At 68.7% G+C, this 17680-nt stretch carries 17 protein-coding genes; 6 read left to right on the top strand and 11 right to left on the bottom strand.

The features are described 5' to 3' along the window. Positions 1-119: 119 nt before the first annotated feature. On the bottom strand, positions 120-2765 hold the full coding sequence (locus ACZ5XO_RS03675) for a TonB-dependent receptor domain-containing protein (protein WP_464163973.1): 2646 nt from the start codon (positions 2763-2765) through the stop codon (positions 120-122). Positions 2766-2862: 97 nt separating this feature from the next. Further along, positions 2863-4353: a hypothetical protein gene (locus tag ACZ5XO_RS03670; protein ID WP_464163972.1), complete on the bottom strand. Its 1491-nt coding sequence runs from the start codon at positions 4351-4353 to the stop codon at positions 2863-2865. A 304-nt stretch (positions 4354-4657) separates the two neighbouring features. On the opposite strand from ACZ5XO_RS03670, the gene ACZ5XO_RS03665 reads away from it, so the two are divergent. From ACZ5XO_RS03665 to ACZ5XO_RS03655, 3 genes are all read left to right on the top strand, one after another. Next, positions 4658-5416 (top strand): prepilin peptidase, encoded by a 759-nt coding sequence (locus tag ACZ5XO_RS03665; RefSeq protein ID WP_464163971.1) that lies wholly within the window; start codon positions 4658-4660, stop codon positions 5414-5416. Positions 5417-5514: 98 nt separating this feature from the next. Further along, on the top strand, positions 5515-5907 hold the full coding sequence (locus ACZ5XO_RS03660) for a BlaI/MecI/CopY family transcriptional regulator (RefSeq protein ID WP_464163970.1): 393 nt from the start codon (positions 5515-5517) through the stop codon (positions 5905-5907). Continuing rightward, positions 5904-7664 (top strand): M56 family metallopeptidase, encoded by a 1761-nt coding sequence (locus ACZ5XO_RS03655; protein ID WP_464163969.1) that lies wholly within the window; start codon positions 5904-5906, stop codon positions 7662-7664. The genes ACZ5XO_RS03660 and ACZ5XO_RS03655 overlap by 4 nt, the downstream gene beginning before the upstream one ends. 45 nt (positions 7665-7709) lie before the next feature. On the opposite strand, the gene ACZ5XO_RS03650 is transcribed toward ACZ5XO_RS03655, so the two are convergent. From ACZ5XO_RS03650 to ACZ5XO_RS03635, 4 genes are all read right to left on the bottom strand, one after another. Next, complete coding sequence (locus ACZ5XO_RS03650; protein WP_207827356.1) at positions 7710-8285, bottom strand: HNH endonuclease; 576 nt, start codon at positions 8283-8285, stop codon at positions 7710-7712. A gap of 136 nt (positions 8286-8421) precedes the next feature. After that, on the bottom strand, positions 8422-8820 hold the full coding sequence (locus ACZ5XO_RS03645; RefSeq protein ID WP_464163968.1) for an ASCH domain-containing protein: 399 nt from the start codon (positions 8818-8820) through the stop codon (positions 8422-8424). A gap of 10 nt (positions 8821-8830) precedes the next feature. Further along, positions 8831-9481: a trimeric intracellular cation channel family protein gene (locus ACZ5XO_RS03640; RefSeq protein WP_464163967.1), complete on the bottom strand. Its 651-nt coding sequence runs from the start codon at positions 9479-9481 to the stop codon at positions 8831-8833. Further along, positions 9478-10134, bottom strand: coding sequence for a DNA-3-methyladenine glycosylase family protein (locus tag ACZ5XO_RS03635; protein WP_464163966.1), 657 nt, complete (start codon positions 10132-10134; stop codon positions 9478-9480). Before ACZ5XO_RS03635 ends, ACZ5XO_RS03640 begins: the two co-directional genes overlap by 4 nt. 88 nt (positions 10135-10222) lie before the next feature. Between ACZ5XO_RS03635 and gluQRS the strand changes: the two genes are divergently transcribed. Next, the gene (gene gluQRS / locus ACZ5XO_RS03630; RefSeq protein ID WP_464163965.1) at positions 10223-11071 is read left to right on the top strand and encodes a tRNA glutamyl-Q(34) synthetase GluQRS; all 849 of its coding nucleotides are present in this window, start codon (positions 10223-10225) and stop codon (positions 11069-11071) included. 169 nt (positions 11072-11240) lie between these two features. Here gluQRS and ACZ5XO_RS03625 read toward each other — a convergent pair whose 3' ends face one another. Further along, the gene (locus tag ACZ5XO_RS03625; protein ID WP_292083547.1) at positions 11241-11444 is read right to left on the bottom strand and encodes a cold-shock protein; all 204 of its coding nucleotides are present in this window, start codon (positions 11442-11444) and stop codon (positions 11241-11243) included. 226 nt (positions 11445-11670) lie between these two features. After that, complete coding sequence (locus tag ACZ5XO_RS03620; RefSeq protein WP_464163964.1) at positions 11671-12768, bottom strand: serine hydrolase domain-containing protein; 1098 nt, start codon at positions 12766-12768, stop codon at positions 11671-11673. A 97-nt stretch (positions 12769-12865) separates the two neighbouring features. Here ACZ5XO_RS03620 and ppk2 point away from each other — a divergent pair, with 97 nt between their 5' ends. Further along, positions 12866-13609: a polyphosphate kinase 2 gene (ppk2, locus tag ACZ5XO_RS03615; protein WP_464163963.1), complete on the top strand. Its 744-nt coding sequence runs from the start codon at positions 12866-12868 to the stop codon at positions 13607-13609. 3 nt (positions 13610-13612) lie between these two features. On the opposite strand, the gene ACZ5XO_RS03610 is transcribed toward ppk2, so the two are convergent. Both ACZ5XO_RS03610 and ACZ5XO_RS03605 read right to left on the bottom strand, forming a co-directional pair. After that, the gene (locus ACZ5XO_RS03610) at positions 13613-14266 is read right to left on the bottom strand and encodes a DUF2238 domain-containing protein (protein WP_464163962.1); all 654 of its coding nucleotides are present in this window, start codon (positions 14264-14266) and stop codon (positions 13613-13615) included. A 17-nt stretch (positions 14267-14283) separates the two neighbouring features. Continuing rightward, positions 14284-15558 carry an acyltransferase family protein gene (locus ACZ5XO_RS03605; RefSeq protein WP_464163961.1) on the bottom strand — a complete coding sequence of 425 codons (1275 nt, stop codon included), beginning with the start codon at positions 15556-15558 and terminating at the stop codon, positions 14284-14286. A gap of 75 nt (positions 15559-15633) precedes the next feature. Here ACZ5XO_RS03605 and ACZ5XO_RS03600 point away from each other — a divergent pair, with 75 nt between their 5' ends. Further along, positions 15634-16518, top strand: coding sequence for a LytTR family DNA-binding domain-containing protein (locus ACZ5XO_RS03600; protein WP_464163960.1), 885 nt, complete (start codon positions 15634-15636; stop codon positions 16516-16518). Here ACZ5XO_RS03600 and ACZ5XO_RS03595 read toward each other — a convergent pair. Further along, the gene (locus ACZ5XO_RS03595) at positions 16482-17678 is read right to left on the bottom strand and encodes an MFS transporter (RefSeq protein WP_464163959.1); all 1197 of its coding nucleotides are present in this window, start codon (positions 17676-17678) and stop codon (positions 16482-16484) included. The genes ACZ5XO_RS03600 and ACZ5XO_RS03595 overlap by 37 nt on opposite strands. Positions 17679-17680 lie beyond the last annotated feature (2 nt).

Below are 17680 nucleotides of genomic sequence, written 5' to 3'. Positions count from 1 at the left end.
ACGCTCCGAACACCCCCGAAAACGGAGACCCCGGCTGCTTACTCCAGCAGCCGGGGTCGAAGCCTCACGCGGTGATGACGGCCTTGAGACGTTGTCGTGACAACGCCGCCGTATGCGGATCAGAAGGTCGTGGACAGGCTCAGTGAGAAGGTGGTGCCCAGCTTGTAGCCTTCGACCACGCCCTTGCCGCCGTTGGCGAAGGACTGGCTGCGCTCGTATTCCTCGCCCAGGATGTTCTCGACCTTGGCGCCGAGATCATAGTCGCGACCGCCGACGGTGAAGGTCTGGCTGGCGACCAGGTCCAGCATGATCGGCGGCGTCTCGATCACATCCGGCAGACGGGTCGTGCCGGTGATGATGCCTGCATCGGAAATCCGCTCGCCCTGATAGTTGACCAGCAGGGTGGCGCGGCGACGGGCCGTGGAGTTCTCGAAGCCGAGCTGCAGGTTGCCCAGCCATTCCGACTGGCCCTGCAGGGCGCGGGTATAGGCCGCGTCCTTCACCTCGGAGTCCGACCAGGTGACGTTGGCGACGACGAAGACCTCGTTGTCCTGGAACCAGGTCAGGTTCGGGGCCCAGACATCCATCGGCAGGGTGTAGTCGATCTCGGCCTCAACGCCCTTCAGCGTCGCTTCCTGCGCGTTCTGGAACGACCGGCCGAAGCCCTCGCCGATCGGCTGATAGGTGCGCTCGATCGGGTTGTCGAAGGACTTGTAGAACAGGCCGATGGTGGCCGACTGACGCTGGCCGAAATACCATTCCCAGCGCAGGTCGTAGTTCTGGATCTCGGCGATCTTCAGGTTCGGATTGCCGCGCTCCAGGGTGTTGGAGTCGTCGTCCAGGAACAGGGCGTTCGACAGTTCGCGCAGGTCGGGGCGGTTGATCGTCTTCGAATAGCCGAAGCGCAGTTGCATGTTGTCGGCGAACTCCCAGGTCGCCGTCGCCGTCGGCAGCCAGAAGTCCTGGGCCAGGTTGGCGGCGATGGGGTCGCCCGCGCCGGTCTCGCCCAGAGGGATGAAGCTGTTCACCTGCTGCTCGGAGTCCTCGTAGCGGACGCCGGCCGTGACGCGCAGGTCGCGGATCACCTCGACCTCGGCCGAGGCGTAGGCCGCGTTGATCTCCATGGTCGCGTCGAAGAAGTCCGACGGATCGGTGATGTCGCGCAGGGTGTAGCCGGCGTTGCCGCCGATATTGTCCGGGCTGAAGATGATCTCCGGCACGAAGCTGCGCAGTTCCGGCGTGATGATCACGCCCGCCGCCGGCTGGAAGGAGTAGCGACGGCTGGCGAAGTCGCGCTCACGCTCCTGATGCAGGCCGCCGGCCTTCAGGGTGATCTCGCGGTCGGCGATCAGGCCGTTCAGCGTGAAGTCCACGCCGAACTCGGTGTTCTCGTCTTCCAGGGCGCTGAAGAAGGTGCGGTTGGAATCCGATCCCGGCGTCAGGCGGAAGACGTTGTCCGGCTCCAGACGATAGGAGTATTCGCGACGATAGGGCGTATCGCGCGAGGCGGTCGAATAGGCCGCGCGCCAGTCGATCTGCAGCCGGTCCAGGGCCATCGGCAGCATGAAGACGTGACGCCCCGACAGCTGGTTCGAGTTCATCTGCTGCTCGATCCAGTTCAGACGCTGGAAGCTGCGGAGCAGACCGGGATCGGCCGAGAACAGGCCGCGCTCGATCAGGGCCTGCTGACGCGTCTTGCGCAGCAGCAGGGTGGTCAGCTTCAGCTCATGGTTCTCGTTGAACTCGATACCGAAGGCGCCCAGGGCGTTCAGGGCGTATTCCTGTTCGGTGCGGCGGAAGCCGCAACCCGTCGCGTTAGACAGACCGCCGGCGCTGTCGCAGGCCTCCGGGCTGATCTGGTCATTGACGCCGCCGTTGACCTCGAAGGAGTTGCGCACGCCCTCGCGGTTGCGAACCTGATAGTCGTAGTCCACGGCGACGAAGCCGCCCAGACGGACGCCGTTCGACAGGTCGACGATCTCCGCGCCCGACAGGTTGAAACCGAAGTCGGGCAGATTGCTGTCGCCGTCGATCGACCAGATGTTGCGCAGCGAACGCCCCGCCGCCTGCAGCATGACCGGGTTGTTGGCGAAGGACTGCAGCGAGGGATCGATCTTGATGAAGTTGGGCAGGTTCAGGCTGTTGTCAGCGATGCCGATATTGGACAAACCGCCGCCCGCATCCCAGTACAGGCCGTCCTTGCCCGTCGACTCCGTTTCCGCGGCGATCGAGGCGCCGAAGGAGAAGAAGCGCTCGTTCGGAATGGCTCGCGTCGACAGGGCGATCAGACCGCCGCCGAACTCGCCCGGATACTGGGCCGAATAGGTCTTCTGGATCTGGGCGTTCGACACCAGAGAGGTCGGGAACAGGTCCAGCGGCACCACCCGCTTCAGCGGCTCGGGGCTGGGCAGGGTCGAACCGTCCAGCACGATGCTGGAATAGCGATCGCCGAGGCCGCGCACATAGACATAGCCGTCGCCGACGATGGACAGGCCGGTGACGCGGGCCAGGGCCTCGCCGATCTCCGAGTCGCCCGAGCGCTTGATGTCTTCCTCGGTCAGGATGTTGGCGACCGCCGAGGTCTCGCGCTTGACGTCAGGCACGAAGCGGCCGCGCACGACGATGTCCTCGACCGTCGAAACGGCATCGGGATCTTGCGGAGCCGGAGCCGAGGGCGCCGCGTCCTGGGCCCATGCCAGGGCGGGAGCGGTCAGGACAGTGCTGGCGAGCAGGCCGGCGAGGCCGATCGTGCGGGTAGGCGTCATCTCAAGAAGTCCTTCGGTGCGAGCGCCGGAGAGAAGGAAGAAAGGCGAGACGGCGGACGGCGCGAGGCCGCCCGCCGCTCAAGGATCAGATCGACCCTTAGTCGTTCAGCCAGCGGGTCCAGTTCAGCGTCCAGTTGGAAGCCGAGTCACGGACCGCGCCGACGTAGGGGGCGTTGTCGAAGAAGGCGTCGACCGTGCGCGGATCGACCGCGGTCACGCCGTTCTCGTTGACGCCGTTGATGTAGGCCTTGCCGCCCGAGACGTAGGCCGACAGGGTCGAGGCGCCGGTGCGGTTGTTGGCGTCCCTGGTGAAGACCGCCTGGGCCTGGGTGTTGTGGAAGGGCGTGGCCGTCGAGATGTAGAAGGACATCAGCGACAGATGGCCCGCGTCCGCCTGGGCGAAGGTGGCGGCGTCGTCGATACGCAGGCCGCGCACGAAGTTGCCCGCCACGACATGGTTGTAGAGCTTGCCGGCGGTGCCACGACGCAGACGCAGACCGGCGCCCGCCGTGGTGTCGCCCACCAGGGTCACGTTCGAGATGGTCGGCGCCGAACGCGGCGTGATGTCATGGCCCAGTTCGTTGTTGTCGGCCTCATAGCCGGCGTCGCCGGCCAGTTGCAGCGGGTTCTGGGCGATGACCACGTGCTGCACCTTGCCGTTCCAGCCGAAGGTCCAGTCCAGGCTGTCGTCGTCGGCGCCCGTCAGCACCAGGTGCTTGGCGTTGACCGAACCGCCGAAGAACTCGACCGTGTCGTCGCCGCCGTTGTGGGCCTGGATGTAGTCGACGGTCGTGCCCGAACCGACGCCCCAGAAGGCGATGGCGTTCAGCTCGTTGGTCTCGGTGAAGCGCACGCCGGCGTATTCGACGCGGACGTAGCGCAGGGTGCCCGAGGTGTCGTTCGGCACATTGCCGCCGTACAGGCCCGAGCCGCCTTCGGCTTCGGCTTCACAGACGGCCGGCGCGGCCGGGCAGTTGTTGATCACGCCACGGCCCAGCAGCGACAGGCCGCCCCACTCGCCCGAGTGGGGGTCGTTGCGGACGCCGGCGCCCAGGGGCGAACGGGCGTTGGCCAGACCCAGGGTGGTGGCGTAGCCGAGCGCGTCGGCGCTGGTGAAGATGATGGGCTGGGCGGCGGTGCCCTGGGCGTTGATGCGCGAGCCGCGCTGGATGGCCAGCTGCGAGGTGCGGGTGCCGGCGTAGATCTTCACGCCCGGATCGATCGACAGGACGGCGGTGACGCCGCCGGCCTTCTGGCCGTCGAAGCCGACGTCCTTGCCGACCTTGACCGTGCCGTTCAGCTGATAGGCCGGGCCCGCCGTCAGGGTCAGGTTGGTGGTGATCTCGCCCGAGATTCGGCAGTGCTCCTCGGTGCCGACGGTGACCTTGGTCACGTTCGGGTGCGTCGGGCAGGCGCCGTTCGAGCCGCCGCCGGGACCGCCGCCGTTGTCGCCGCCGCCGCCCGTGCCCGGGTTGCTGCCGGTATTGCCCGGGTTCTGCAGTTCAGAGGTGCCGTCACCGCCGCATGCGGCGAGGGCCAGGGCGCTGGCGGCGACCGCAAGCAGGGTTTTCGTCTTGAGAGCGGTCATCGTTCTCCACCGTGTCTGACCAGATGAGACATGCAGGAGGACGCCCGTGACGATTGTCAGGGTTTGGATGAAGTTCGGCGCCCGCCTACCCGGCCCCTCCCTAGAAGCCCGATGTGACAGGGCGGACGCCGAACCACGACAGTTGAAACGATGTTTGGTGAAGCTGTTTTCGCGCTTTCGCGAAATATCATCCTTGAACGAAGGTTTTGTCGCGCCCGGCCGATCCGGCGACCGTAAATCACCTCCCGTTTCATCGTCATGAGGGCTATGGCTGGCGAGGTCCGTCAGGGGGAGCAAACCGTTCATGCTGATTCATGCAGTCCTGCTGGGCGGCGTCGGCCTGTTCGTCGGCAGTTTCCTGGGCCTGGTCAGCTGGCGGCTGCCGCGCGCGGAAGGCGTGGTGCTGGGCCGGTCACGCTGCGGCGGATGCGGCCGCGCCCTGGCGCCGTGGCGCATGATCCCGATCATCAGCTGGCTGTTGTCGCGCGGCCGTTGCGCCGACTGCGGCTCGGCCATCCCCCGCCGCTACCCCTTGATGGAGGCCGGCGCCGGCCTGATCGGCGTCTGGGCCGGCCTGCATCACGCGGCGCTCGTTCCGGCCCTGCTCACCGCCGTGCTCGGCTGGCAGCTGCTGCTTCTGGCCGTGGTGGACGCCGAGAACCTCTGGCTGCCGGACCAGCTGACCCTGCCCCTTCTGCTCAGCGGTCTCGCCGCCGCCGTCTGGCTGCACCTCGATGATCCGCTGCCCGCCCTGATCCAGTCCGGTCTGGGCGTCGTGATCGGTTTCGGCGGGCTATGGCTGATCGGCCGCCTCTATCGCATGACCCGAGGACGCGAGGGCCTGGGCGGCGGCGACCCCTTCATGCTGGGGGCGGGCGGCGCCTGGGTCGGCGCCCTGGCTCTGCCCACGACCCTGATCTGGGCCTCCGTGGCCGGCCTCAGCCTGGTGCTGGCCCAGGTCATCCGACGCACGTCGATCAAGGCCACGGACAAGCTGCCCTTCGGCGTCTTCCTGGCCATCGGCCTGTGGATGGCCTGGCTCTACGGTCCCCTGGGCCTCTAGCCCCCTCTGGCCTGTCCAAAAGTTCACCTACAAGAACACAATTGCGCCGCATTTCGCTACGCATGTAGCGCTACAAATGTAGCGAACGGAATGCGCCGATGATCGAGACCCTGCCGCGACGCGAACGCGAGGTGTTCGAAATTCTCTGCCGCCTGGGCGAAGGGTCGACTGCGGCGGTGCGTGACGCCCTGACCGATCCGCTCAGCGATTCCGCCGTCCGCACCCTGCTGAACCGGCTGGAAGCCAAGGGCCTGGTCCAGCGCGCGGCCGCCAGCGGCGGCGTCGCCTATCGACCCGTCCCCCGGTCCGAGGCCCTGGCCGACAGCGCCCTGCGCAAGATGGTCGACACCTTCTTCGCCGGATCGGCGGCCTCGGCGGCCACCGCCCTGCTTGGCCTGGCCCGCAAGCTCAAACCCGAGGAGGCCGACGCCCTGCGTCGCGCCATCGACGCGGCCGGCGACGACGACGACCGCAAGGGAGACGCGGCGTGACCTGGCTCCTGTTCTGCGAACTTCTGGCCAAGTCCAGCGTCATCGCCGGCGCCGGACTGACCCTGTCCCTCCTCATGCAGCGGCGCTCCGCCTCCGATCACGCCGCCCTGCTGCGCGCCGCGGTCTGCCTGCTGCTGGCCCTGCCGCTGTTTATGTTGCTCGGCCCCAGCCTGCCGCTGGCCTGGCTGGCGCCGGTCCAGACCACGGCCGTCGCGCCGGATCTGGCCTGGTCCGTGGACCTGCAGCCAGTGGCCCGCGCGACCCTCAACGGCGCCCTGCCGGACGCGCCGCCCTGGGGCCTGATCGCCGCCTTCGTCTATTCGGGTGGACTGCTCCTGGTGGCCGGCCGCTTCATGCTCGGCGTCTGGACCCTGAGCCGCTGGACCGCCGAAGGCCGTCCGGTCACCCATCAGCGCTGGACCGAGGCCCTGCGTCGTCTCGACGCCTCGGGCCGGACCCGGCTGGTCGCCTCCTCCCGTGTCGAGGGGCCGCTCAGCTGGGGTCCCCCGCCCGGCGTGGTCCTGGTCAGCGAGAACTGCCTCAAGCGCCCCGAAACCGCCCCCGCCGTCCTGGCCCATGAACTGGCCCACATCCGGCGCGCCGACTGGCTGTTCCTCCTGCTCTCGCGGTTGGCGGTCGCTCTCTTCTGGTTCAACCCGCTGGTGTGGCTGCTGCACGCCACCCTCGCGTCCCGCACTGAAGACGCCGCCGACGCCGACGCCGTGACCCAGGTGGACGCCCGCACCTATGCCCGGGCCCTGATCGATCTCGCGTCCGACGCCCCCGCGCGTTCCGCCCTGCCCGCCCTCGGCATGGGCGGTTCCCACAAGTCTCTCACCCGAAGGATCGCCCGCATCATGAAGACGCCTCGCAGACTGCCTTCCCGTCCCCTGACCCTGGCACTGTCCATCGGCGCCCTGGCCGCCGTCGCCACGCCCCTGGCCGCCGTCGAGCTGACCGCTCGCGCCGCACAGACGCAAACGCCCGACGCGCCTCAGACCTCTCGGATCATCCTGACCCCGACCACGGTCGCCTGGGTCCCCGCGCCGCCCGCTCCGCCGGCGCCCCCTGCTCCGCCTCCCGCGGCCCCGGCTCTGTCCGCCCTCGCCGCCCCGCCCGCACCTCCGGCTCCCCCGGCGCCGCCGGCGCCGCCAGCCCCGCCTGCCGCCCCTCATGGCGCGCAGAACGGCTACTACTTCTATCAAAGCCATTCCGACGCCGACCCCGAAAGCCGCAGTGCGGCCGAGGCGGCTCGGGCTCAGGCGGCGGACGCCCGCGCCCAGGCGGCCCAGGCCCGCGCTCAGGCCGTCGAGGCCCGTCGTCAGGCCGCCGAAGTCCGCGCACAGGCGACCCGTGTCCGGGCCCAGGCCGAGGTCGCCCGTCGAGACGCCGAACGGATTCGCCGTGAACACGCCGCCCTGGCGCCGCCCCGCGCCGATCTCGAGGCCAGCGTAGCCCATGCGCGCGCCCCAGCTGCAGTCGCTCAGGAACAGGCGCGTCATGCTCGCATCCAGGCCCGCGCCAGCATGCGCGACGGCGCCGATCAGATGGACCGGGGCGCCGAACAGATGCGCAATGAAGCGGTCAAGCTGCGCGACCCCGCCTATCGCGCCCAGGTCATCGCCGACAATCGCGCACGCGGCAACGACGTGACGGACGCTGAACTGGTCGCCCTGTCGCATCGACTGCCGGGTCAGGCCGCCGACATGGTTCGCCAGGCCGAGCGGATGCGCGAACAGGCCGCGCGCGACCTCTAGACGGCGGCTGGAAGGCCGCCCCCTCAGGACCGGACCCAGACCGCGCTAGGGCTCCAGCTCGATGTCCCAGTAGAGATAGTCCAGCCAGCTCTGGTGCAGATAATGGGGCGGGAAGCGGCGGCCGGCCTCCTGCAGCTCCCATGAATTCGGCTGGTGCGCGGTGCGGCGCAGCAGGGGCATGCCCGCCTGCTGCGGCGTGCGCCCGCCCTTCCTCAGATTGCAGGGACCGCAGGCGGCGACGATGTTCTGCCAGGTGGTGCGGCCGCCGCGCGAGCGGGGGATGACATGGTCGAAGGTCAGGTCCTGGGCCAGGCCCTGTTCGCCGCAATACTGGCAGGCGAAACCATCGCGCAGGAAGACGTTGAAGCGGGTGAAGGCGGGCTTGCGGTCCTGATCGACATAGGACTTCAGCGAGATGACGCTGGGCAGCTGCATCTCCATCGACGGGCTGCGCACCACCTTGTCATAGGTGGCGACCACGTCGACGCGCTCCTGCCAGACGGCCTTGACCACTTCTTCCCAGGGCCAGATCGACAGGGGGTAATAGGATAGAGGACGGAAGTCGGCGTTCAGCACCAAGGCCGGAAAGCCGGACGGGGGGCGGGTCAGGACCTGCATCAGGCCCTCCCGCTCATACGGGGGGATACCGAGGCGACAGGAGTGAGGACACGTCTCCTTCCCTAGTCTGATGGGAGGAGCCTACGCCCGATTCTCCTTCGTCGCCATGACCGAGATGCAGCGTTTTCGTGACGCCGCCTCAGAAGACCTCGACCAGCTCAAACCGCTCGCAGACCACCTTCATGCCCGGCGCCCAGGTCCCTTCGCGGCGGTAATAGGCCTCGTGCGCGTCGCGCCACCATTCATAGGTCAGGTCGCCCTCCCCCTCGGCGCGGGCGAAGTCCTCGCTCACCTGCTCGAAGGGCATGATCTCGACCTCGGTGGTGCGGATGGCGCAGCGCGGAGCGCCCGCCCCGTCCAGGATGACGCTGATCTCGCCCACCGTCGGCATGATGTCCGCCTCGCACGCCGCCAGCGACGAACAGGTGGCCCGCTTGTCGCCCGCCAGCACCAGGGCCAGAAGCTCGTCGGCCAGTTCGGGACTGTCGCCGAAGGGCCAGCGCGGCGCGTCGCGATAGGCGGCGGGAACCTCGGTCATGGGTCAGCCCTCAATTTCGAGTCGGGGCGCTGGGGAAGGCCGGCAGGCTCCAGCCCCAGGTCAGGGCGCCGGCGCGCAAGACGAAGCCCGCCGCGACGGCCACCCCCACCGCCGGCCAGGTCGGCACGGTCAGGGCCTTCAGGCTGACGAACAGGCCCGCCGACAGAAGCGCTGCGGTGATGTTCAGTTCGCGCCGCAGCAGGATCGACGGCTGACCCGCCAGGACGTCGCGCACCACCCCGCCGAAGCAGGCCGTCAACACCCCCATGACGACGCAGATCAGGGGCGCCACGCCATAGGAGGCCGCCTTCGCCGCCCCCATGACGCCATAGGCCGCCAGACCCACCGCATCCAGCCACAGCAGGGCCCGGAAACGCCAGGTCCGCGCCCCCAGCATCCAGAAGGCCGCCGCCGTCAGCAGGCAGACTCCGATATAGCGCCAGTCCTGCACCCAGAAGACCGGCGCCCCGATCAGCAGGTCGCGCAGGGTCCCGCCCCCGACCCCGGTGATGGCGCCGAAGAAGGCGAAGGTCACCAGATCATGCTTCTCGCGCGCGGCGGCCAGGGCTCCCGTGGCGGCGAAAACGGCCACGCCGGCGAAGTCCAGCAGCGGCAGAACGGTCTCGGGCCGGGTCAGGTCGGCGTCAATCAGCGGGGTCAAGTCGGCGGGTCCTCCAGCGCGATATCGCCGCGCTTGACCCCTCCATACCATCCCCAGAGCAGATGCGCCGCCACCCCGCGATGCGGACGCCAGATTTCGGCCCGGGCATAGGCCTGCTTCTCATTCGGTCGCGCCTCGCCCGCGTCGGCCCAGCGCATCGCCTCCTGCAAGGCCACGTCGCCGCCCGGAAAGACATCCAGCCGCCCCTCGCAGAACATCAGGAAGGTCTCGGCCGTCCACTTGCCGACGCCCTTGATCGCCACCAGGGCCGCAATGGCCTCGGCGTCGTCCAGCCGCTCCAGATGATCGAAGTCGACGCGCCCCTCGGTCTGGGCCCGCGCGATCTCATGGCCGTATTTCGCCTTCTGTCCCGACAGGCCGAAGGTGCGCAGGGTCTCGACGTCCAGCGCCAGCACCGCGTCCGGCGTCACCGTCCCGCCCAGCCCCTCGACCGTCCGCTTCCAGATCGAGGCGGCAGCGGCGACCGAGACCTGCTGCTCCACGATCATGCGGAACAGGCCCTCGTATCCGCCGGGCCGCAGCCGCCATTCGAACACCGGCGTCTGGACATGCGCCCGCGCCAGCGCCGGATCGGCGGCGGCCAGGGCCTCGCGGGCGGCGGCGATGGAGGATGCGGAGGGAGCTGTGGCCATGCCTCATGCTAGGCCCGCCTGTCGCCATTCTGAAAGAGGGCGCCCGCCCCCCATTCTGACCACGGCCGGAAACCGCTAGGCTGTCCCCATGTTCGCCACCCGCTTCGCTCCCTCGCCCACCGGCCGCCTGCACAAGGGGCACGCCTTCTCGGCGCTGACGGCCTGGACCGCGGCGCGCGAGGCGAACGGGCGCTTCGTCCTGCGCATCGAGGACATCGACCCGACCCGCTGCAAGCCGGAATTCGAAACCGGCATCTACGAGGACCTGGCCTGGCTCGGCCTCGACTGGAAGGCCCCGGTGCGGCGCCAGTCCGATCATCTGGCCGACTACGCCGCCGTCATCGACGCCCTGAACGCGCGCGGCCTGCTCTATCGCTGCTTCCGCACCCGCAAGGAGATCCTCGACGCCATCGGCGACGCCCCGCACGGCCCGGCCGAAGCCGTGCGCCCCGGCCCTCACGCGCCCGAGGAGGAAGCCCGTCTGCTGGCCGAGGGCCGTCCCTACGCCTGGCGGCTGTCGCTGGACCGCGCGCGCAAAGCCCTGGGCGAAGACGCCTGGAACGCCCTGTCCTTCATCGAGGAGGGCGAAGGCCCGGACGGCGAAACGGGTCTCGTCCGCGCCCGGCCGGAAACGGCGGGCGACGTGGTGCTGGCGCGCAAGGACGCCGGGACCGCCTATCATCTGGCCGTGACCCACGACGACGCCCTGCAAGGCGTCACCCACGTCGTGCGGGGCCTGGACCTGTTCGAGGCCACCCACATCCAGCGCCTGATCCAGGCCCTGATGGACTGGCCGGCACCCGTTTATCGCCACCACCGCCTGCTCACTGGCCCCGACGGTCGCCGCTACGCCAAGCGCGACCAATCGGTGACCCTGGCCGAACTGCGCGCCGCCGGCCTGACGCCCGAGGCCCTGCGGGCGGAACTGGGATTCTGAACTCCCCCCGCTCACGAGGGAAGCTCTACGTCGATACTCTACGTCTGCGCTCAAGCAGCGCGGCTCCGCGAGCCGCGCGTTAGCGCTCTACTCTTCCAGACAAAAAGAAAGGCGCGGAACCGGCTGGTCCCGCGCCCTTCAATCTCAGAACCTCAAGGGTTCGTCGGCCTTAGAGAACCTTGAGGTCCACGGCCGAGGTCTTGCCGCGCTGGTTTTCCAGCTCGTATTCGACCTTGGCGTTTTCATCGAGGCCTTGCAGGCCAGCCTTCTGAACCGCGGTGATGTGGACGAAAACGTCCGAACCGCCGTTGTCGGGCTGGATGAAGCCGTAGCCCTTGGTGGGGTTGAACCACTTGACCGTGCCGGTCGCCATATCTGCGTCTCCGTAAACGCGCTTTGCCAGGCGGGCGTCCATGCAGGAGCACCCGTCAGCCCATCTGGACAAGCTCGTTCAGGCGAAGGAGCGAGACGCGGGTTTGGACCCCACGTGAAATCCGGACTGCGGCGATGTTGTCACCCGACTATCCACAGTCCGTCAACTGTAAAGCGAATCCCGCCGCACGGCGTTTCGGTTAACGCCGTCCTCGTCCGCCCTCGCCTTACAAGGCGCGCAGAAGCCCCATGGCCAGGGCCTGGCAGGCCGGACCGCCGCGTCCGCCGTCGTTCGACAGGCCGAACAGGGCGCGGCCGCCCGCCGGGTCGACGATGGCGATGGCGTGCCACAAGGTGTTCGAGCCCTCGTGCGCGATGACCGGCCCCTTGGCCCAGGGTTGGGGCGGCAGGACGATCCAGCCATAGGCGTACCCCTGCCCCTCAGCGGGCGTGATCAGCCGCTGTATCGTCTCGGGCTTCAGCCAGCCCCCGCCCTCGGTCAGGAAGACCTGCAGGAATCGGCCATAGTCGGCGGCCGTCATATGCGCCGTTCCCGCCGGCCCCAGGGCCAGAGGATTGTCGGACCCGTCGTCGTTCGGGTCCATGGCGATCGCCGTCTCGCCCATGCGGCGATGGCCCCAGGCGTTCTCGCCTTTCGGCGCCCCGAAGCTCGCCGAGCTCAGGCCCAGGGGCGTGAACAGCTCGGCCTGCATCGCCTCTTCCCACGACCCGCCGGTGAGGGCCTCGATGGCGGCCCCGACCAGCACATAGTTGGCGTTGCCGTATTCAAAAGTCCCGCGCGTTCCCGTCGGCGGCGCAGCCAGGGCCTTCTCGACGATAAGGCGGCGCTGTTCCGGCAGGGACCTGGCGTCGGCTCGCGCCGTCATCAGCCAGGCCATGCCCATGACCGCCTCGTCCTTCAGACCCGCCGTATGGGTCATGAAGTCGTCCAGCGTCGCCCCGTCCCAACCGGCATCCACCGTCATGCCGGGGAAGGCCTCGCTCAAGGGCATGGCCCATCGCGCCCGTCCCTGCTCGACCAGACGCGCGAACACCGCCGCCGTCATCGCCTTGGTGTTCGAGCCCAGGTGCCAGCGGTCGCCCGCCAGAGCCGAGGCCTCCTGCCCGCTGCGGCGAACGCCGCGCACGCCCGACCATTCCAGGCCCTGCGGCGTCACGAGTCCGCCGGCCAGTGCGACCGGTTTCACCGTATCGAAAGCCGTGCTCAGGGCCGCATCGAACCCTGTCGTCGGCTCAGCCCCTGCGACGGAAGGCAGGACCGTGGCGACCGCGCCCGCGGCCATGACATGACGACGATTGATCATTTTGGTCTCCTTTGCGTTCCACCCACAACAGCCAGGCTGGCGGCGCCAGTGAATTCGCCGCAAGCTTCGCCCATCGCGACAACAGGACGCTGCGCCCATGGCCAAGAACGACTACGAGGACACCCTGGAAGCCCTGCAGATCCAGCTGGTCGAGACCCAGGCCTGGGCCATCGAACAGGGGCTTAAGGTCGTGATCGTCCTCGAGGGCCGCGACGCCGCCGGCAAGGACGGGGCCATCAAGCGCATGACCGAGTTCATGGCCCCTCGCCAGACCCGCGTCGTCGCCCTGCCCAAGCCCAACGACCGCGAACTGACCCAGTGGTATTTCCAGCGCTACGCCCCCCATCTGCCCGCCGCCGGTGAAATCGTCTTCTTCAACCGCTCCTGGTACAATCGGGCCGGCGTCGAGCCGGTCATGGGCTTCTGCACGCCCGAACAGCACGAGCGCTTCCTGCATGACGCCCCGCATTTCGAGCGGATGCTGACCCAGTCGGGCACGATCCTGATCAAGCTGTGGCTCGACATCAGCCAGGACGAACAGTCGCGCCGCCTCGAGGAACGCACCACCCATCCGCTGAAACGCTTCAAGGTCTCGCCCCTGGACGCCGAGGCCCAGAAGCGATGGAGCGCCTATTCCGCCGCCCGCGACGAAATGCTGGAACGCACCCACGTCGACTACGCCCCCTGGACCATCGTCGCCACCGACAACAAGAAGAAGGCCCGGCTGAACATCATCCGCCATGTCCTGCGCCAGTTGAACTGCCCGACGCTGGAGGCCAGGAAGCCCGACCCCGACATCGTCTTCAGCGCCGACAAGGCCAAGGGACGGCTGGCGAAATAGGGCTCAGTCGTCGCCGAACAGGCGTCGGTTCTTGTCGACGAAAGCTCGCAGCGCCCCCACCAGCGGGCCATGCCTTCCCTTCAGATAGGCCCAGCCCGCGCCCGCGCCGATTAGGGCCCCGCCCGCATCGACGATCAGGTCCCACATGGTGTCGACCAGGCCGGACTTCTGGGTGTTCAGGCCGAACAGCTGATCCAGGGTGAACTCCCAGATCTCCCACAGGGCGCCGATCATGACGGCGAAACAGAAGGCGAAGAAGGCCACTGTCAGGGGCGCCGCCTTCAGCCGTTCGCCCTTGACCAGCATCAGCATCAACAGCGACCCGACCAGGCCGAATCCGATCGCCGAGCCGCCGTGCAGCACCACGTCCCACCACCAGTAACGCTCATAGAAGTCCCCGACCTCGCCCAGCAGCAGGGTGGCGCACAGGAAGGCGGCGATAGCGCTGACGAAGACCGTGGGCAGCCTCACCCCCACCCGCTCGCCCAGCCAGATCGGAACCAGCGACAGCAGCAAGGTTCCGACGCCGACGAAGGTGACGCTAAACTCATCGGTGACGAAACCCACCACCGCCGCTCCGATCAGGATCAACCAGGTCAGATAGAGAATGATTGGGGGTCGGTTCGCAGGCGGGGCCGGGGGCCGGGGGGCGGTCATGCTGCGGGCTCCTGCCGTCAGGGTTCGGCGCAGCCTAGGCTCTCCGGTCGCGCCTCTTCAAGGCGACGCTTCTCGGCGGATCGACGCGGCGTGGGCTTCACGCCCAGCAACAGCCCCAGCCATCCCGCGCGCCGCGCCAGTTCATAGGCCGCGAAACACCCGGCGAAGGTCGCGGCGATCACCAGTCCCGCCTCCAGCGGCTGCGGCAGATTCCACGCCGCCAGGTTGTGCGCCGCGACCACGATGACGGTCTGATGCACGATATAGAAGGGAAAGACCCCGACTGTCAGATAGCGCAGCACCGGCCCGCTCCGGTTCATATAGCGCGCGCCATAACCCAGGATGGCGACGATGAAGGCCCACTGATCGAGGGCGTAGACCAGCCGCATCCCCGCCCTCAGCGCCTCGGGCGGCACGGCGTCGTCGGCGCGATAGGCCCAGGCGTAGGCCGCCCACCCGGCCCAGGCCAGCAGGGCCAGAACCAGGGCCGGACGACGCAGACGCTCATAGCCCGCCTTCAGAACCTCCGACCGCCCGCTGACGAAACCGGACAGAAAGGCGCTGAACGACAGGGCGTGGTTGTACCAGTCGCCGGTCAGGTCGTGGGTGATGGGAAAGACCGGCGCCAGGGTCCAGCGGATCAGCGCCAGCCAGACCACCGGCCAGAGCAACAGGCCCCAGCCTCGCAGCCCCCGCTCCAGCCCCGCCTGCATGGCGGGCAGAAGACGCCGCAGCACCGGCAAGAGCGCCGCCAGCAACAGGCTGTAAACCAGCAGATAGGCCACGAACCACATGTGGTTCCACGTCGGCGTCGTCAGGCAGCCGTCCGCGTCGCACCAGCCGCCCGTCCCCGCTGCATACTTCAGCCAGAAGTCAGCCAGCCACGGCGAATGCGCCGGATCGGCCACGCCCAGCCCCCGCGCGGCCTCGACCACCTCGTAATAGCTCTGCGGCGGCACGATCACGAACATGGCGAACAGCAGCGGCGGCAGCAGCCGCACCGTCCGCGAACCGGCGAAGCGGCGCGCCCCGCCCTTCCCCTGCGTCTCGAACCGCTCGAACAGGAAGCGCGTCGCCGCGCCTGACACCAGAAACAGCAAGGTCAGCCGCCACGGGTTGGTCAACTGCATCACCGGCTCCAGCCAGTCGACCGGACGCGGGCTGTTCACATGCCAGTCCCACGGCACATAGAACATGCCGACGTGATACAGGATCAGCAGCAGAAAGGCCCCGACGCGGATCCAGTCGAGGTCATGACGGCGGGTCGCGGCGGCGACAGGCGGAACGGACATGGGGCGGCCTTGATGAGTGACAACACAGACCCTCAGGTCTCACCACGGCCTGCGAGCTCGCAATCGGCGCGGGACGTGCGGCGCCGCCGAGGGGCCAATCCGCCGGTGTCCGGGACGAACGGCGTCGCCTCGGGGACGAACAACCGGCGCGTCTCTCTGGCCGGGGCGGATCGGCGCGACCTGATCCTCGGCTGGACCATCATCCTCGGCATCACCGCCGCCTTCATGGTGGTGAACGCCTTGACCGTCCTGACCGATTCCCCGTCGCTGCGCCCGTGGGCGCCCTGGGTGTGGGAAGGCACCAGCGCCCTGTCGCTGGGTCTGCTGATCTGGCTGCCCTGGCTGGCCGGCGTCTTCGCGCCGACCGCCCTGCTGAACGACGGCTGGCGCGCAAGGGGCCGCTTCCTCGCCCTGCATCTGGGCGCCGCCTTCCTCTACAGCCTGCTGCACGTCGGCCTGATGGTGGCCATGCGTCACGGGGTCTATGCGGCGCTGGGCGAAACCTACGACTACGGCCCGCCGGTCGAGCGCTTCATCTATGAGTTCCGCAAGGACCTGCTCAGCTACGCCCTCTTCGTCGGCGTCTTCTGGTCGGTGCGCAGCCTGCGCGAGGCGCGCGAGACTCCGGTCCGCCCCGTCAGCTTCGACATTCGCGACGGTGCCCGTCTGATCCGCGCGCCGCTGGGCGACATCCTGGCCGTCGCCTCGGCGGGCAACTATGTCGAGTTCATCCTGGCCGACGGCCGCCGCCCCCTGATGCGCGCCACCCTGGCCGCCGTCGAGGTCGAGCTGGAACGCTGCGGCTTCGTGCGCACCCACCGCTCCTGGCTGGTCAACGCCGCGCGGATGAGCGGCCTGCGTCCCGAAGGTTCCGGCGACTGGACGGTGGAACTGGGCGCGCTGGAGGCCCCGCTGTCGCGTCGCTATTCCGAAGCGCTGGAGCGGCTGCGCGCCGCCTGAAGCCGCATCCACCCGGCGATGGCCAGGGCGCAGACCAGACTCAACACCGCCCCGACCGCAAAGGTCGCCTGTGGCCCGAAGCCGTCCCACAGCAGGCCCGCCGCCACATTGCCCAGCAACGCGATCAGGCCCGAGATCAGGGCGAACAGGCCGAAGGCCGAGCCGCGCAGATGGGCGGGCGCCGTATCGGCGATCAGGGTCATCAACAGGCCTTGCGAAAAGCCCATGTGCAGCCCCCACAGCGCCACGCCCAGATAGAAGACGGCCTGATCGCTCGCCAGCGCCAGCGCCACATCGGCGGCGGCCAGGAAGACCAGGCTGAGCAGCAGCAGGGCGGTGCGGCCGATGCGGTCCGACAGCGCCCCCACCGGAAAGGCGGCCAGACCAAACACCAGGTGCAGCAGGACGATCGCCGCCGGGGCGAAGGCGGCGGGGACGCCGACGTCCAGCCCCTTCATCAGCAGGAAGGACTCGCTGAACCGCGCCAGACCGATCACCGCCGTCAGGGCGATCATGGTCCAGGTCGCGGCGTCCAGACGCAGCGCCCCCTTCAGGCTAGGCGGTTTTTTACTGGCCTCGTCCGGGCGCGGCGGGTCGGACACGCCACCGATCAGCAGGGCCACGGCCAGGAAGGCGGGAATGGAGGCCAGCCAGAACACCGCCTTGGTGTCGTTCGCCAGCACCACCATCAGCCCGATGGCCAGCAGGGGACCGACGAAACCGCCGACCGTATCCAGCGACTTCCTCAGGCCGAAGGCGCGGCCGCGAATGTCCGGCGGCGTCACGGCGGCGACCAGGGCGTCGCGCGGCGCGGTGCGGACGCCCTTGCCGATCCGGTCCACCCCCCTGGCCAGCAACACCCCCTCGACCGAGGCCGCCAGGGGGAAGATCGGCCTGGACAGGGCCGCCAGTCCATAGCCCGCCACCGCCAGCCACTTGGGCCTCGCGATCCGGTCGGACCAGAAGCCCGACAGGAACTTCACCGCCGTCGCCACCACGACGGAAAAGCCCTCCACCAGACCGACCACGACCGCCGAGGCGCCCAGCCCGACCACCAGATAGAGGGGCAGAAGCGTCTGGATCATCTCCGACGAGACATCCATCAACAGGCTGACCACGCCCAGAATCCAGACGCTGCGGGGAATCGAATTGCGAGACATTC

Source organism: Brevundimonas sp. T2-11, from assembly GCF_055397675.1.
Note: the sequence above shows the minus strand (reverse complement) of the source record. Positions and strands in the feature narration are given on the sequence as shown.

Coding starts and splice junctions, on each gene's coding strand:
- ACZ5XO_RS03660 (WP_464163970.1), top strand. CDS start 5,515: ATGATCGAGACCCTGCCGCGACGCGAACGCGAGGTGTTCGAAATTCTC.
- ACZ5XO_RS03610 (WP_464163962.1), bottom strand. CDS start 14,266: ATGACCGCCCCCCGGCCCCCGGCCCCGCCTGCGAACCGACCCCCAATC.
- ACZ5XO_RS03620 (WP_464163964.1), bottom strand. CDS start 12,768: ATGATCAATCGTCGTCATGTCATGGCCGCGGGCGCGGTCGCCACGGTC.
- ACZ5XO_RS03670 (WP_464163972.1), bottom strand. CDS start 4,353: ATGACCGCTCTCAAGACGAAAACCCTGCTTGCGGTCGCCGCCAGCGCC.
- ACZ5XO_RS03595 (WP_464163959.1), bottom strand. CDS start 17,678: ATGTCTCGCAATTCGATTCCCCGCAGCGTCTGGATTCTGGGCGTGGTC.
- ACZ5XO_RS03665 (WP_464163971.1), top strand. CDS start 4,658: ATGCTGATTCATGCAGTCCTGCTGGGCGGCGTCGGCCTGTTCGTCGGC.
- ACZ5XO_RS03635 (WP_464163966.1), bottom strand. CDS start 10,134: ATGGCCACAGCTCCCTCCGCATCCTCCATCGCCGCCGCCCGCGAGGCC.
- ACZ5XO_RS03645 (WP_464163968.1), bottom strand. CDS start 8,820: ATGACCGAGGTTCCCGCCGCCTATCGCGACGCGCCGCGCTGGCCCTTC.
- ACZ5XO_RS03675 (WP_464163973.1), bottom strand. CDS start 2,765: ATGACGCCTACCCGCACGATCGGCCTCGCCGGCCTGCTCGCCAGCACT.
- gluQRS (WP_464163965.1), top strand. CDS start 10,223: ATGTTCGCCACCCGCTTCGCTCCCTCGCCCACCGGCCGCCTGCACAAG.
- ACZ5XO_RS03605 (WP_464163961.1), bottom strand. CDS start 15,558: ATGTCCGTTCCGCCTGTCGCCGCCGCGACCCGCCGTCATGACCTCGAC.
- ppk2 (WP_464163963.1), top strand. CDS start 12,866: ATGGCCAAGAACGACTACGAGGACACCCTGGAAGCCCTGCAGATCCAG.
- ACZ5XO_RS03625 (WP_292083547.1), bottom strand. CDS start 11,444: ATGGCGACCGGCACGGTCAAGTGGTTCAACCCCACCAAGGGCTACGGC.